Genomic DNA, 14,378 nt, shown 5'->3' on the forward strand with positions numbered 1-14,378 from the left:
TCTCCGCAGTTCTTAGGTCAGGCGGGTCGGCCGCGCCCTTGGATAGGAATACTGTAGGCGATGGGGGCGGGGAGTGGCGAATGCGAAACGTCTTATCGCCGCACGATGGCGGGGGCGAGAAACTGCAGGCCTCACCGAAGGGTTCGGTGAGCGGGGGTGACAACCCGAAAGAACCTCGGCAGATTCGATCTCATTCAATCAAGAGTCGCGCGGGCAACCATGTTTCCATGGCGGGCCGGGCGGGGCAGCTGCAAGGCTGGCCGGGTCTTCTTCTGCTGAGGTTCCCCGGTATGTCACCCCCGTTGTCAGGCCCGCCACCTTCTTCTCGTCTGGGCAGGCGGGCTCTCTCTGGCTAGTAGGAGATAAGCGCGATGCAAATGTCTACCCATCACCCTTCAGGACCCCGGCATATCGTGCCGGCCGGCACGATCGAGTCCTTTGAGCAAATCAGCGCCGGGCTGAGTGCCATCCTGTTGCTGGTTGAAATCGAGAGCGAGCGTTCGGAGGGTTGCCACAACGTGTATTCGCTGCTGGCAATGGTGAAGGCGCAGCTGGACCAGACGGCGGCAAAGCTGTGCGCGGATGAATGACGAGTCCGTCGCGGCAAAACAAAAAGCCCGCACGTTCGTGCGGGCTTTTCGCTTTGAAACCTTGGTGCCCAGGAGAGGACTCGAACCTCCACAGTGTTGCCACCGCTAGGACCTGAACCTAGTGCGTCTACCAATTCCGCCACCTGGGCAAGGTGAGCGCCGGATTTTACAGCGCGCTGCGGATTTTGCAAGTCCCTCGGCCGGCTTTGGCGCAAGAAATCCGGTTGAGCTGCGGTGGGCCGCTGCTGCTGGTCAATCGGTGGACACGTCAGCGTCGGAAGTGAGGATGTCAAACAGCGCCTTGGCCGCAGGCTGCAACGCCCGGTCGCGACGGCGTATCAGCGCCAGGACAAGGTCCGCGGCAGGCTCGGTCAGCGCGATGGCGCACATGCGGGGATGATCGCGTGGCAGTGCCAGGCCCGGCAGCACGGCCATGCCGAGGCGGGCTTCCACCAGCGCCAGCACGCCAACCACGTGGTTGGCTTCCCCAGCCGGCTGGCACGCGGCGAGACCTTCGATGTGGTGATCCTGGCGGACTCGGGTCTCGACAAGCTGATATCGGAGGGCAAGGTGGCAGCGGGCAGCCGGGTGCCAGCCGAACTGCAGCAGCACGTCTTCTTCTCCGCCGGGATGGTGGCGGGCCACCAGAGCGCGGCGGCTTCGCGGTTTGTTCGGTTCCTGGCGTCCCCGGCGGCAGCCACGATCGTGCGAACGACCGGACTGGAGCCGGTTGCCACGCCGCTGCCGCCGCCGGCTCCGCCGGTTCTGGGGCAGCCGGAACAACGCTGAACCGCTTCAATATCCGTTGGCGGCCGCAAAAAACAAAAAGCCCGCACTTTTGTGCGGGCTTTCTGCTTGAATCTCTGGTGCCCAGGAGAGGACTCGAACCTCCACAGTGTTGCCACCGCTAGGACCTGAACCTAGTGCGTCTACCAATTCCGCCACCTGGGCAAGGTGAGCGGCGCATTTTACCGAAGGTTCACAAATTTGCAAGCACCTCCGGCGGGCACACGCAGCATCGCTGGCCGGACTGCGTTACGGCGATCCGGATGTGCCACGGGCAATCAGAACGACGGCACCATCGCGCCCTTGTACTGGGCCTTCATGAACTGGCGCACGTCTTCAGACTGGTACGCTGCCACCAGCTTCTTGACCCACGGCTTGTCCTTGTCCTGCGTGCGCACGACGATGATGTTGGCGTACGGGCTGTGGATGTCTTCCAGTGCGATCGCGTCCTTGGTCGGCTGCAGGCCGGCCGCGAGCGCGTAGTTGGTGTTGATCACGGCGGCGCTGACATCGGGCAGGGCGCGGGCCAGCTGCGCTGCATCCAGTTCCACGAGCTTCAGCTTCTTCGGGTTCTCGGCCACGTCCAGCGGCGTGGCGTTGACACCGTTGGTGCCGGCGCCTGCCTTCAGCTTGATCACGCCTTGCGACTGGAGCAGCAGCAGGGCGCGGTTTTCATTGGACGGGTCGTTGGGCACGGCCACCTTGGCGCCTTGCGGCAGGTCCTTCGGCGACTTCAGGCTCTTCGCGTAGATGCCGAGCGGCGAGATATAGGTGTAGCCCACGCTCTGCATCTTGTAGCCGCGCTGCTTCACCTGGCTGTCCAGGTAGGGCTGGTGCTGGAAGCTGTTGGCGTCCAGGTCACCGGCATCCAGTGCGGCGTTGGGCTGCACGTAGTCGTTGAACTCGACGACCTTGACGTTCAGGCCATTGCGCTTGGCCACTTTCTGGACGACTTGCCAGACTTCGGCATCCGGGCCGCTGACCGTGCCGACGCGGATGGTCTGTTCCTGGGCCGACGCGCTGCCGGCGGCGAAAAAACCAAGGGCGGACACTGCGACCGCCAGGCGCTTGATGAGAGACGTGCTGCGCATAGGAGTTCTGGAGATATTCTGGTTATGTGGCGAGTGAGACAGTCGCCTGGGCAGGGATCGCCTGACCGGGGCAAGGGCCACAGATTAACGCAATTGCGTCAAGATGGCGCGGCGGGAATGAATCTGGCGTCTATTTCTTTTTCATAAGCTTATGAATCCAAACAACGCCAGATGGCCGGCATTAAATGCTTCTGTGCCAAGGCTCAGCCTGCAAAGACTTCGCGCAATGTCCGCAAGGTGTCTTCCACGATCCTGTCACTCAGGCCGCCGGCCCGCCTGACCAGCCGGGACTTGTCCACGATCCGGAGTTGGTCCAGCAGGATCAGGCCAGTCTTGCGCTGAAAAGTCACCGGGACGCGAAACGGTGCCGGCCTGCTGCCGGTAATCATTGGCGCCACGGTGACGGTGCGCCACTGGCTCAGCCGGCCACCGCCCCATATCCCTGGCCCTTCCACTCGATAAAGCACAAGCCATGGCCGAACGGGTCCGACAGCCTTGCCTGCCGTCCCCAGTCAAAGTCCTGCGGCCAGTCCTCGATCTCGGCGCCGGCTTCCAGCGCGCGTTCGATGGCCTGTTCCAGGTTGGCCACGACGAAGTCGAGGTGGACCGGCGTCCAGTGGCGGCGGTAGTCGCGCCGGGTATCGGCGCGGGTGGTGGGGCGGGTGCCGGCGGGCTTGGCGAGCAGGTAGATGGGGGTGTTGCCGCCCAGCATTTCGGCAACGGTGCCGTCGAACAGCTTGCGGTTCAGCCTCAGGCCAAGCCCCTGCGCGTAGAAGTCGATGCCACGCGGCAAATCGTCGACATCGATATTGATCAGCAACTCCATGACAGCCTCCTGGCGGCGTTCCGTGTGAAAGCGGCCGCATTGTGCGCCGGGTCTCCTGACAACTGCTGTCAGGAGTGATGTTTCAGCCGGCCAGCCAGGTGCCAGGAACGGCGCGCTAGCCGCGCAACAGCTCCCGCACCACCGGGCGCAGCGCGTCGCCGAGTGCCAGGTGCGCGTCGGCATCCAGGTGCACGCCGTCGACCTCGCTGCTCTGGATCACGGTGCCGGCGTCGAACAGCGGACAGCCCAGTTGCGTGCAGACCTCGGCCACGGCTTGCGGCAGGCCCGTCCACTTATGTTCGCCGCCAGCAAACTTGGGCGCCAGCGGCCCGCGCGGAGTGCGGATCGGGGGTGGGGTGACGACCAGCACCGGAGGCACCGGCATGCCCGGCTCGATCGGCGCGCTGCGGATCGCCTGCACCAGCGTGGCGATGCCCTGGGCGGCGTGCCAGGCGTTGTGCGGGTGCATCGACTGGAAATCGTTGTTGCCCAGCATCAGGACCACCAGCGCCAGCGGCGAGTGGATTTCAACGCGCTGCGCCAGCCCGTGCAGGCCGTTGCGGCCGGGTTTGAATGGGTCGTCCCAGACCGTGCGGCGGCCGTTCAGGCAGTCTTCGATGACGCGCACCGGGGCGCCGCCGTCGGCGTTCAGGCCCAGTTCCAGCCGGCCGGGCCAGCGCACCGGGAAGGGCAGGCGCCGGCGCGTGCCGGGCACGATGCCCCATGACAGCGAGTCGGCGTAGACAAGGATCTGCAGAGGATCGGTTTCGGCCAGCGGCGCGGCAGTCATGCGGGACTCCAGTTGGCGTGGATATTGGTCGATAAAGGGCAATGGTCCGTGTCAAGCCATGTTGCACCGCGCAGACAAAAAGGTCTCCCGAATACGCGGAGACTTCATAATATCGACTTACTGACGATCTGGAGAATGAAGTTGCGTTTCGAGCACTTGGTTGAGATCAACGATCCAGGCAATCCTCAACTGGATCCGCTGACGCCTGACCAGCTGTGGCAAGGGCTGGTGCTGCGCGCCGAGTCGCCCGAACTCTTCGTGCTGGGGCTGGACCGCGCCGAAGTAGTCGGCCGCGGCGACAACTGGATCGATCGCGTGCTGCATTTTGGCGAGGCGTCGATCCATGACCATGTGGTGTTCGAGCCGCGCCGGCAGGTGCGCTATGAAACCGCGGCCACGGCCGAGCATGCCGGCGGCACGCTGACCATGGCGATCGAGACCCCGGGCCCGGGCGCGCTGCTGCTGCGCTTTGTCTACAACACCACCATGCCGGCGGTCGACGCCAGCGGCGATGACCGCTATGCCGAGATCGTCAAGTCCGCCTACCACGAGGCCGATATCGACACCGTGCGCAAGATCCGCGAGATCGCTGACACCGGACGGCTGGGGTGAGCGAGGGTCCCGCCACGCCGGAGGGTTCCGGCCAGCGGCCGGGTCTGCCGACCCGGCTGGCGCTGCGTGTGCGCTACGGCGAGCGGCTGCGCTGGCTGGTGCTGGTGACGCTGATGCTGGGCACGATCTCGTCGATCGTCTCGTCCACCATCATCAACGTAGCGATTCCGGACCTGAGCCGGCATTTCGTGCTGGGGCAGGAGCGGGCGCAATGGGTGGCGGCCAGCTTCATGATTGCGATGACGCTGTCGATGCTGCTGACGCCCTGGCTGCTGAACCGCTACGGGCTGCGCCGCACCTTCCTGGGGGCCTCGCTGCTGCTGGGCGCGGGCGGGCTCTTTGGCGGCTTTTCACCGACCTACGGCGTGATGATCGCGATGCGCGTGGCCGAAGGCGTCGCCGCAGGCATTATGCAGCCGCTGCCCAATATCCTGATCCTGCGCGTGTTCGAAGAGCGCGAGCAGGGCAAGGCGATCAGCATGTTCGGCTTTGGCGTGGTACTGGCGCCGGCGCTGGGGCCCAGCCTGGGTGGCTTCCTGGTCGAGGCCTTCGGCTGGCGCTCGATCTTCTTCGTGGTGGTGCCGCTGACGCTGATCGGCGTGCTGATGGCGCGGCGCTTCATGGCGGTGGACTCGATCATGATGGGCGAGCGCCAGCCGCTGGACTGGCGCGGGCTGGGCCTGGCCGGTATTGCCACGGTAAGCCTGCTCAACGGCGTGGTCGAGATGCGCGACAGCGTGCCCGCGGGCCTGGCGCTGTCGGGCTTCGGCGTGCTGATGCTGGCGGCGTTCGTGCTGTGGCAGCTGCGCGCGGCGCATCCGCTGATGAACCTGCGGCTCTACAGCTACCGGCAGTTCGCGGCCGGGGCGGTGGTGGCCTTTATCTACGGCGCGGGGCTGTTCGGCTCGACCTACCTGCTGCCGGTCTATATGCAGATGGCGCTGGAATACACGCCGTCGCGCGCGGGCCTGGTGCTGTTCCCGGCGGGCGTGATGCTGGCGCTGACGATCGCCATATCGGGGCGCTTCACCCACAAGATCGCGCCGCATATCCAGGTGTCGTTCGGGCTGGCGCTGCTGTCGCTGTCGTTCCTGCTGATGGCGCTGGGCTCGCGCTCCACGCCATATCTGGTGCTGGTGGCGCTGGCGGTGCTGGGGCGGATCGGGCTGGGCTGCATCCTGCCGTCGCTGACGCTGGGGGCAATGCGGGGGGTGGACTTCACGCTGATCGCGCAGGGCTCGAGCTGCATCAACTTCCTGCGCCAGCTGGGCGGCGCCATCGGCGTGAGCCTGGCGGGCGTGGGCCTGCAATGGCGGCTGGCGGAGCACGGCGCGGTGCTGGGCCAGGCCGGCGACGCCGCCGTGCAGGCGGCGCGCATCCGTGCCTTCGATGAAACCTTCCTGGCCGTGGGCGTGGTGATTGCCAGTGCGATGATCGCGGCGTGGCGGATCCGGCCGCGGCCGGTGCCGGCGGCCTGAGGCCGCCGGGCCTGGCTGCGCCGGCTTAGCTGGCTGCGCCGCTGCGCAGTTCTTCCACCAGCGCGATGTACTGCTCCATCGCCTGTTCGCGTGCGGTGCCGCGCAGGGCTTCCCAGGCTTCAAACTTGTAGCGGCCGACAAAGTCGGTCATGCCGGGCTTGTCGCCGTGGGCATCGCCTTCGCTGCCTTGCTTGAACAGGGCGTACAGGCGCAGCAGGGACATGTTGCTGGGGCGCTCGCTCAGTTGCTTGACGTCGATCTGGGCCTGGTCGAAGCGTGCCTGCAGGTCGCTCATGGGGGTTCCTCCGTGTGTGCTGTCTGGATTGCGAAAGTGCAGGCCGATGATAGCCGCCCGGCGGCGCCGCGCCGTCCGTATAAAACCGAAGAAGCCCTCGATTCCGGGCGTCACCGGATACAATCGCGCCATGTCCTGGATTCTTGCTGTTGAAACTTCTACAGAGTGGTGCTCGGTCGCGCTCGGACGTGCGGTGCCGGGTGCCGGAGTCGAGTGCCTGGTGCGCCATGAGCACACTGGTGCACGCTCGTCGGCACGCGTGCTGCCGGCTGCCGGCGAGCTGCTGGCCGAAGCCGGCATTGCGCTGGCGGACTGCGCTGCGATTGCCTTTGGCGCCGGCCCGGGCTCGTTCACGGGCCTGCGCACCGCCTGCGGCGTGGCGCAGGGGCTGGCCTTCGGCGCCGGGCTGCCGGTGGTTCCGGTCAATACCCTGATGACGTGCGCCGAGCGCGCGCGCGCCGCTACTCCGGCGCTGCCGGACGACACCGCGGTGCTGGTGGCCCTGGACGCGCGCATGGATGAAGCCTATTCCGCTGCTTTCCGCTGGCATGCCAGCGCGCGGGAATGGGCGGAAGTCACGCCGATGCAGGTCAGCGCGCCGGAAACCGTGCCGCTGCCCGACGGCGATTTCTGGCTGGCCGGCAATGCCTCGACGGTTTTCGGCGAGCGGCTGGCGGGCCTGGCGCGTGCCGCGCGCGTGCTGCCGGAGGCGATGCCCCATGCGCAGCCGATGATCGCGATTGCACTGCGCGCACTGGCGCGCGGCGAGGCCATCGACGCCGACCAGGCCATGCCGATCTACCTGCGCGACAAGGTCGCGCAGACCATCGCCGAACGCGAAGCCGCCGCTGCCGCCCGTGCCGCGGCCCAGACCGGGAGCGCATCGTGAGTGCAGCCTATCCGCTCGATCCCCGCAACCACTGGCCGGCCGTGCCCGCCATGCCGGTGCTGCCGCACGGCTGGGCGCTGGGCCGCATGAGCGCGCTCGACCTGGCGGCCGTGGCGGGCATCGAGGCGCGTGCCTACAGCCATCCGTGGACCCGCGGCAATTTCGAGAACTCGGTCAAGTCCGGGCATCTCGGCCTGACGCTGCGCGACCCGGCTGGCACGCTGGTGGCCTACGCCGTGCTGATGCCGGTGGTCGATGAAATGCACCTGCTCAATATCACCGTCGAGCCGCGGCGCCAGCGCCAGGGGCTGGGGCGGCTGATGCTGGCGGTGGTGCTGGCCACCTCGCACGCGCACCGCATCCATACCATGCTGCTGGAAGTGCGGCCGTCCAATACCGGGGCGATCGCGCTGTACCAGGCGGCGGGGTTTGCCGAGATCGGGCGCCGCAAGGGCTATTACCCGGCCCTGGGCAGCAAGCGCGAGGATGCGCTGGTGCTGCGCCGCAGCTGGCCGGCCGAGTCCGCCGCCAATGAAGGCACGGAGGGCAGGGCATGAGCCGCCGCGCACAGTTCCTGGAAGTCCTGGGCATCCCGACCGAATGGGTGCCGCGCGAGCGCGCGGATGCGCAGGCAGAGGCTGCGCCGGAGGTGGCCGTGGCGCAGGCAGCGATGCCTGTTGCCGAGGCGCCTGTGGCCGAGGTTGCCGCAGTGGTTGCCGCTCCGGCTGCGGAACCCGCCATGCCGGTGCCGGCGCCAGTGGCGCCGCCGGTCTCCCGGGCACCGGCGGCGCCTGCTCTGGTTCCGGCCGGCCCGGAACCCGGCTCGGCGCAAGCAGATCGCGAAGCCGCCATTGCCAGCATGGAATGGCCGGCGCTGGACGCCGCCGTGGCCGGCTGCACCGCGTGCGGCCTGTGCCAGCACCGCACCAATACCGTATTCGGCGTGGGCGACCGCCAGGCCGAATGGATGCTGGTGGGCGAAGCCCCCGGCGAGAACGAAGACCTGCAGGGCGAGCCCTTCGTGGGCCAGGCCGGCAAGCTGCTCGACAATATGCTCGGCGCGCTCGGGCTGGCGCGCGGGCGCAATGTGTTTATCGCCAACGTGCTCAAGTGCCGCCCGCCCGGTAACCGCAACCCGGAGCCCGAGGAGGTGGCGCAGTGCGAGCCGTTCCTGCGCCGCCAGATCGCGCTGGTGAAGCCCAGGGTGATCGTGGTGCTGGGCCGCTTTGCGGCGCAGTCGCTGCTGCGCAGCACCACGCCCATCGGCAAGCTGCGCGGCACCGTACATAGCTATGAAGGTATCCCCGTGGTGGTGACCTACCATCCGGCTTACCTGCTGCGCACCCTGACCGACAAGGCGCGCGCGTGGGAAGACCTGTGCCTGGCCAGGGAGGTCCATGACCGTGCGGGAGCTGGGGCCTGACCTCTCCTTGACCCGCGGCGGCGACGGCAACAGGCCGTCGGGCCCGCCGCTGTGGCGCCGCGCCGCGTCGGCGCGCACGCGCGACCTGGCCTGGACCACGCTCTCGCCGCCGCTGCTGGCGGCGGTGCCGGGCGCGGCCCCGGCGCGCTGGCCCGCCGGCACGCTGGCCGCCTGGCAACACTGGCTGGAAGCCGCTGACCCCGCCACGCTGCCCGCCACCATCGACGAACTGGCCGACGGCCACGTCGCCCCTTCCGCCGACGATCCCGACCAGGATCCCGCCAGCCGCAGCCTGCGCCTGGGCCGCCATGCCGAGCGGCTGCTGCATTTTGCGCTGCGCCATATGCAGGGGCTGTCGCTGCTGGCCGCCAACGTGCCGGTGCGGTGCGCAGGACGGCAGGGTATCCGCACGCTGGGTGAGCTGGACTTTATCTGGCGCGAGCAGGCGTCGGGCGCGGTGGTCCACTGGGAGATGGCGGCCAAGTTCTACCTGATGGCGCCTGGCGACAGCCAGGTAGCGCGGGCGCAGGATTTCGTCGGCCCGAACCTGGTCGACCGCCTTGGCGACAAGCTGGGCCACATCGTGCACCGCCAGCTGCCGCTGGGCTGCACCGCGGAGGCACAGGCCCTGCTGGGACATACGGTGGACCGCAGCGAGGTCTACCTGCTGGGCTGGCTGTTCTATCACGATGGCCGGGTGCCGCCGGGGCTGGATGCGCTGGGCATCGCGCCAGACCATTTGCACGGCTGGTGGTCCACGCTCGATGACTGGGCCGCCCGCGCAGCCGCTCGGCCCGGCTTGCGCTGGTGCCGCCTGCCACGTACCGGCTGGCTGTCGGGCGCGCTGGTGCCCGAATCCGGCACGGAAGAAGCCGGCGCGCTGCGCGCGATGCTGGCGCAGCGCTTTGCCGACCCGCGCCATGACCACGGCTGGCGGCGCGAATCTCCGGTGATGCTGTGCGAACTGGAGCCGGCCGGGCCAGAGGCGCCAGGCTGGTGGCGCGAATGCTCGCGCGGGTTCGTGGTGCCGCCGGGGTGGGAAGAGCGGGCGCTGGCGCGGGCGGCGGAGCCGCCAAGACCGGGGCCGCAGGCCGCGCAGGACGCGGCCTGACCTTCGCTGCGCCGGCTAGTGGTGCTTGTCCTCGCCGATCATCGCCAGCGAGTTGAAGGTGCGCGCGTTGTACTTGTGCAGCTTGAGCACCAGCGCCATGGTCACGCAGATAAACAGGCCCAGTGCGACGATGACCACGCCGATCGGCACGTTCAGCTTGATCAGCAGCGCATACAGGCACAGCATCAGCAGCACCGAGACGTTCTCATTGAAGTTCTGCACCGCGATGGAGTGGCCGGCCGACAGCAGCACGTGCCCGCGGTGCTGCAGCAGCGCGTTCATCGGCACCACGAAGTAGCCAGACATGGCGCCCACCACCATCAGGAACACATAGGCAATGGCCATGTACAGCGGCATCTGCAGGCCCATCACGTCCAGCGTGACATTGGGCATTGCATCCTTGGTGTAGAACGCCATGATCATCACGGTGGCGCCCATTGCCACGCCAAAGGGCAGCACCGACAGTGACTTGCGCAGCGGGATGCGCGCCGCGGCCAGGATCGCGCCCACGGCCACGCCCACGGCCACCACGGCCTGCAGCAGCGCGCCCTGGGACAGGTTCAGGCCCAGCGATTTCTCGGCCCACTTCAGCACGATGAACTGCAGCGTGGCGCCCACGCCCCAGAACAGCGTGGTCACCGCCAGCGAGATCTGTCCCAGCTTGTCGCGCCACAGCGCCACGAAGCAGTCGCCGAACTCGGCGATCAGCCTGATCGGGTTCTTTTCCTGCGCCGGATAGCGGGCGCCGGTATCGGGGATGAACAGGTTGAAGATCGAGGCGACCACGTAGAACAGCATGATCACCACCATCGCGGCCTCGGCCGGGGTGTCGATGCCGGTGTTCAGGAACGGGACATCCAGCTGCAGCAGCATGCCTGACACGTGCACGGAAATCAGCGCGCCGCCGACCACGGTGCCCAGGATGATCGAGCCCACCGTCAGGCCTTCGATCCAGCCATTGGCCAGCACCAGTTTCTCCGGCGGCAGCAGCTCGGTCAGGATGCCGTACTTGGCCGGCGAGTACGCCGCCGCGCCGAATCCCACCACGCCATACGCCAGCAGCGGGTGCAGCCCGAACATCATGATGGCGCAGCCGACCACCTTGATGGCGTTGGTGATGAGCATCACCCGCCCCTTGGGCATGGAGTCGGCAAAGGCGCCGACGAAGGCGGCGAGAACGACGTAGGAAAGAACGAAGAACAGCTTGAGCAGCGGGGTCATCCACTGCGGGGAATGCAATTCGGTGAGAAGGGCGATGGCGGCGATCAGTAAGGCATTGTCGGCCAGCGAAGAAAAAAACTGCGCGGCCATGATGGTGTAAAAACCCTTCTTCATGCTGTCGACTTTTTCTCCATCGCGAGCTCCGCTCAGGTTGGCCAGGCTGGCGCCCACCGGGGAGGCCATGGTTTGCAGGGAACCTTGTGCCGCGGCCGTGTCGAATTGTGTCTGTGGTGCTGCGCTGCGGCGCCTTGAGGCTTGCCTGACAGTCATTGACATAATGCTTCGCTTTTAGAACATGGCCGGAGCGTCCGGCTTTATATCACGAAAACATGACATTCCCGAACCCCGGCAAGGGCTCTTTTTGACAGCGGATTGCCGTGCCGATTCCCCAATGACCCCCGGCAACGGCATCTGAATGTGTTCAAATAACGGCTGCGATCGCGACCAGCCGACCGGGTCTTCCCCGATCTGGTGCGTGGTCGAACCGATATGGTGACTGGGATACAAGGGCGTGCCAATTCCGCACATTCCCGCATGCCAGTCGCCGCAACATGCTGCTGCACACCGACAGGTGACGTTTGCGCCATCGATACTGAGACAGAGCCGTACTTCCAGCGCCCGCGCCGGCCGCCCACGCCGCCAGCGGCGCCGCCGGCTTGCTCGTCCGCTTCCTGAGATGTGACTTCCATGCCAAGACCCATCCACGCTGTCATCCACCAACCCGCCCTGGCCAACAATCTCGACATCATCCGCGGCAAGGCGCCGGAGTCGCGCATCTGGGCGGTGGTCAAGGCCAATGCCTACGGCCATGGCATCCGCCGCGTCTTTGCCGCCCTGCGGGGCGCCGACGGCTTCGGCCTGCTGGACCTGAACGAGGCCGTGCTGCTGCGCGACCTTGGCTGGCAGGGCCCGATCCTGCTGCTGGAGGGCTTCTTCCAGCCGCAGGATGTTGCCGTCATCGAACAATACCGCCTGACCACCGCGATCCATTGCGACGAGCAACTGCGCATGCTGGAAAGCGCACGCGCCAAGGGACCGCTGGCGATCCAGCTCAAGCTCAATACCGGCATGAACCGGCTCGGCTTCCATCCGGCCGCTTACCGTACCGCCTGGGAGCGCGCACGCGCCATGCCCTGTGTGGGCAGTATCGTCCATATGACCCATTTTTCCGATGCGGATAGTGCCCGAGGCGTGGCCCACCAGATCGAGGCTTTCGACGCCGCTACGGCCAACCTGCCGGGGGAGGCCAGCCTGTCGAACTCGGCCGCAGTGCTGTGGCACCCGCAGGCGCACCGCGCCTGGGTGCGCCCCGGCATCATCCTGTATGGCGCCTCGCCGACCGGGCGCGATGCCGATATTGCCGGCACCGGCCTGCAGCCCGCCATGTCGCTGCACAGCGAACTGATCTCGGTGCAGGACCTGCAGCCGGGCGATACCGTCGGCTACGGCTCCTTGTTCACCGCCGAGCGGCCGATGCGCATCGGCGTGGTGGCATGCGGCTATGCCGACGGCTACCCGCGCCATGCGTCGGGCTGGGGCGAGCAGCGCGCACCGGTGCTGGTCGATGGCGTGCGCACCGAACTGGTCGGGCGCGTGTCGATGGACATGCTGTGCGTGGACCTGACCCCGTGCCCGAAGGCCAGGGTCGGCAGCCCGGTCACGCTGTGGGGCCAGGGCCTGCCGATCGACGAGGTGGCGCAAGCCAGCGGCACGGTGGGCTATGAGCTGATGTGCGCACTGGCCCCGCGCGTGCCGACCTCGGTGGCGACGATCACGGCTTCGGACAGCGCCGCGCCTGCCGTGGCCTGATCCGGGGCGTTGGTGCGGGCGCTGGCCCGCGCACTTGCCATCTGCCGGCCGGGCCACTTGTGGGCCCGGCTCGTTTTTTCCTGCAAGGACATCCGTTGGCCAAGACCAAGACTGTCTATACATGTACTGAATGCGGCGGCACCACGCCGCGCTGGGCCGGCCAGTGCCCGCATTGCCAGCAATGGAACACGCTGGTGGAGACGGTGGCCGAGTCCGCCGCGAACAAGCGCTTCCAGCCGCTGGCGGCCTCGGCCACGGTGCGCAAGCTGTCGGAGATCGATGCCGCCGACGTGCCGCGCTTTTCCAGCGGCATCGATGAATTCGACCGCGTGCTGGGCGGCGGCCTGGTGTCGGGCGGGGTGGTGCTGATCGGCGGCGATCCCGGCATCGGCAAGTCCACGCTGCTGCTGCAGGCACTGGCCAACCTTGCGGGCCAGCGCCGCGTGCTCTACGTCAGCGGCGAAGAATCCGGTGCGCAGATCGCGCTGCGCGCGCAGCGGCTGGGCGTGGAAAGCCCGTCACTGGGGCTGCTCGCCGAAATCCAGCTGGAGAAGATCCAGGCCACGCTGGAAGTGGAAAAGCCCGAAGTCGCGGTGATCGACTCGATCCAGACGCTGTACTCCGAGGCGTTGACCTCCGCGCCGGGCTCGGTCGCGCAGGTGCGCGAATGCGCGGCGCAGCTGACGCGCATTGCCAAGAGCAGCGGCATCACCATCATCCTGGTCGGCCACGTGACCAAGGAAGGCAGCCTGGCCGGTCCGCGCGTGCTGGAGCATATCGTCGATACGGTGCTGTATTTCGAGGGCGATACCCATTCCTCGCACCGGCTGATCCGCGCCTTCAAGAACCGCTTCGGCGCGGTCAATGAGCTGGGCGTGTTTGCCATGACCGAGCGCGGCCTGCGCGGCATCAGCAATCCGTCGGCGCTGTTCCTGTCGCAGCACGAAGAGACCGTGCCGGGCTCATGCGTGCTGGTGACGCAGGAGGGCACGCGTCCGCTGCTGGTGGAGATCCAGGCGCTGGTCGATACCGCCCATGTGCCCAACCCGCGCCGGCTGGCGGTGGGCCTTGAGCAGAACCGGCTGGCGCTGCTGCTGGCAGTGCTGCACCGGCACGCGGGCATAGCCTGCTTTGACCAGGACGTGTTCCTCAACGCTGTGGGCGGGGTCAAGATCACCGAACCCGCCGCCGATCTCGCGGTGCTGCTGTCGATCCACTCGTCGATGCGCAACAAGCCGCTGCCGCGCGGCCTGGTGGTGTTCGGCGAAGTCGGCCTGGCCGGCGAGATCCGGCCCAGCCCGCGCGGGCAGGAGCGTCTGAAGGAAGCCGCCAAGCTGGGCTTTACGATCGCCGTGATTCCTAAGGCGAACGCGCCCAAACAGAAGATCGACGGGCTCGAAGTGATCGCGGTGGAACGCATCGAGCAGGCCATCGACCGCGTGCGCCATCTGGACTGA

The 14,378-nt window shown here is 67.2% G+C and carries 16 protein-coding genes, 2 tRNA genes and 1 pseudogene; 10 read left to right on the forward strand and 9 right to left on the reverse strand.

What is annotated here, in order from left to right:
* Window positions 1-371: 371 nt before the first annotated feature.
* Window positions 372-590 (forward strand): DUF1484 family protein, encoded by a 219-nt coding sequence (locus tag I6H87_RS15230; RefSeq protein ID WP_037024065.1) that lies wholly within the window; start codon window positions 372-374, stop codon window positions 588-590.
* A gap of 62 nt (window positions 591-652) precedes the next feature.
* Here I6H87_RS15230 and I6H87_RS15235 read toward each other — a convergent pair.
* Window positions 653-739, reverse strand: a tRNA-Leu gene (locus I6H87_RS15235).
* Between the two features lie 103 nt (window positions 740-842).
* On the reverse strand, window positions 843-1,064 hold the full coding sequence (locus I6H87_RS15240) for a LysR substrate-binding domain-containing protein (RefSeq protein ID WP_041687414.1): 222 nt from the start codon (window positions 1,062-1,064) through the stop codon (window positions 843-845).
* A gap of 12 nt (window positions 1,065-1,076) precedes the next feature.
* On the opposite strand from I6H87_RS15240, the pseudogene I6H87_RS15245 reads away from it, so the two are divergent.
* A pseudogene (locus I6H87_RS15245) lies at window positions 1,077-1,379 on the forward strand (substrate-binding domain-containing protein); the annotation flags it as partial.
* A 75-nt stretch (window positions 1,380-1,454) separates the two neighbouring features.
* Here I6H87_RS15245 and I6H87_RS15250 read toward each other — a convergent pair.
* From I6H87_RS15250 to I6H87_RS15270, 5 genes are all read right to left on the reverse strand, one after another.
* Window positions 1,455-1,541: transfer RNA gene (locus I6H87_RS15250), tRNA-Leu, on the reverse strand.
* A gap of 113 nt (window positions 1,542-1,654) precedes the next feature.
* Window positions 1,655-2,467, reverse strand: a complete 813-nt coding sequence (locus I6H87_RS15255) for a MetQ/NlpA family ABC transporter substrate-binding protein (protein ID WP_010810620.1) — start codon at window positions 2,465-2,467, stop codon at window positions 1,655-1,657.
* Window positions 2,468-2,670: 203 nt separating this feature from the next.
* Entirely contained in the window at window positions 2,671-2,934 is a 264-nt protein-coding gene (locus I6H87_RS15260; protein ID WP_051398483.1) for a type II toxin-antitoxin system PemK/MazF family toxin, read from the reverse strand.
* Window positions 2,886-3,293, reverse strand: coding sequence for a VOC family protein (locus tag I6H87_RS15265; RefSeq protein WP_010810622.1), 408 nt, complete (start codon window positions 3,291-3,293; stop codon window positions 2,886-2,888). The genes I6H87_RS15260 and I6H87_RS15265 overlap by 49 nt, the downstream gene beginning before the upstream one ends.
* A 115-nt stretch (window positions 3,294-3,408) precedes the next feature.
* Window positions 3,409-4,083, reverse strand: a complete 675-nt coding sequence (locus tag I6H87_RS15270; RefSeq protein WP_011615506.1) for an SGNH/GDSL hydrolase family protein — start codon at window positions 4,081-4,083, stop codon at window positions 3,409-3,411.
* Between the two features lie 135 nt (window positions 4,084-4,218).
* Here I6H87_RS15270 and I6H87_RS15275 point away from each other — a divergent pair, with 135 nt between their 5' ends.
* Both I6H87_RS15275 and I6H87_RS15280 read left to right on the forward strand, forming a co-directional pair.
* On the forward strand, window positions 4,219-4,695 hold the full coding sequence (locus I6H87_RS15275) for an SRPBCC family protein (protein ID WP_010810624.1): 477 nt from the start codon (window positions 4,219-4,221) through the stop codon (window positions 4,693-4,695).
* Window positions 4,692-6,173 (forward strand): DHA2 family efflux MFS transporter permease subunit, encoded by a 1,482-nt coding sequence (locus I6H87_RS15280; RefSeq protein WP_010810625.1) that lies wholly within the window; start codon window positions 4,692-4,694, stop codon window positions 6,171-6,173. Before I6H87_RS15275 ends, I6H87_RS15280 begins: the two co-directional genes overlap by 4 nt.
* A 25-nt stretch (window positions 6,174-6,198) precedes the next feature.
* On the opposite strand, the gene I6H87_RS15285 is transcribed toward I6H87_RS15280, so the two are convergent.
* The gene (locus I6H87_RS15285; RefSeq protein ID WP_011615505.1) at window positions 6,199-6,468 is read right to left on the reverse strand and encodes an acyl-CoA-binding protein; all 270 of its coding nucleotides are present in this window, start codon (window positions 6,466-6,468) and stop codon (window positions 6,199-6,201) included.
* Between the two features lie 130 nt (window positions 6,469-6,598).
* On the opposite strand from I6H87_RS15285, the gene tsaB reads away from it, so the two are divergent.
* From tsaB to I6H87_RS15305, 4 genes are read left to right on the forward strand one after another with little or no spacing between them, the layout of a single operon-like run.
* Window positions 6,599-7,357: a tRNA (adenosine(37)-N6)-threonylcarbamoyltransferase complex dimerization subunit type 1 TsaB gene (gene tsaB / locus I6H87_RS15290; RefSeq protein WP_041687412.1), complete on the forward strand. Its 759-nt coding sequence runs from the start codon at window positions 6,599-6,601 to the stop codon at window positions 7,355-7,357.
* Entirely contained in the window at window positions 7,354-7,914 is a 561-nt protein-coding gene (gene rimI, locus I6H87_RS15295; RefSeq protein WP_011615503.1) for a ribosomal protein S18-alanine N-acetyltransferase, read from the forward strand. The genes tsaB and rimI overlap by 4 nt, the downstream gene beginning before the upstream one ends.
* Window positions 7,911-8,780 (forward strand): uracil-DNA glycosylase, encoded by an 870-nt coding sequence (locus I6H87_RS15300; protein ID WP_010810629.1) that lies wholly within the window; start codon window positions 7,911-7,913, stop codon window positions 8,778-8,780. The genes rimI and I6H87_RS15300 overlap by 4 nt, the downstream gene beginning before the upstream one ends.
* Window positions 8,755-9,891 (forward strand): DUF1853 family protein, encoded by a 1,137-nt coding sequence (locus tag I6H87_RS15305; RefSeq protein ID WP_011615501.1) that lies wholly within the window; start codon window positions 8,755-8,757, stop codon window positions 9,889-9,891. The genes I6H87_RS15300 and I6H87_RS15305 overlap by 26 nt, the downstream gene beginning before the upstream one ends.
* 15 nt (window positions 9,892-9,906) lie before the next feature.
* Here the strand turns inward: I6H87_RS15305 and lplT are convergent, their stop codons facing one another.
* Complete coding sequence (lplT, locus tag I6H87_RS15310) at window positions 9,907-11,226, reverse strand: lysophospholipid transporter LplT (RefSeq protein ID WP_010810631.1); 1,320 nt, start codon at window positions 11,224-11,226, stop codon at window positions 9,907-9,909.
* A gap of 573 nt (window positions 11,227-11,799) precedes the next feature.
* Between lplT and alr the strand changes: the two genes are divergently transcribed.
* Together alr and radA are read left to right on the forward strand one after the other, a co-directional pair.
* Complete coding sequence (alr, locus tag I6H87_RS15315; RefSeq protein WP_010810632.1) at window positions 11,800-12,921, forward strand: alanine racemase; 1,122 nt, start codon at window positions 11,800-11,802, stop codon at window positions 12,919-12,921.
* 95 nt (window positions 12,922-13,016) lie between these two features.
* Complete coding sequence (radA, locus tag I6H87_RS15320) at window positions 13,017-14,378, forward strand: DNA repair protein RadA (protein WP_010810633.1); 1,362 nt, start codon at window positions 13,017-13,019, stop codon at window positions 14,376-14,378.

The sequence above is a fragment of the Cupriavidus necator genome, assembly GCF_016127575.1.
Classification (GTDB): Bacteria; Pseudomonadota; Gammaproteobacteria; order Burkholderiales; family Burkholderiaceae; genus Cupriavidus; species Cupriavidus necator_D.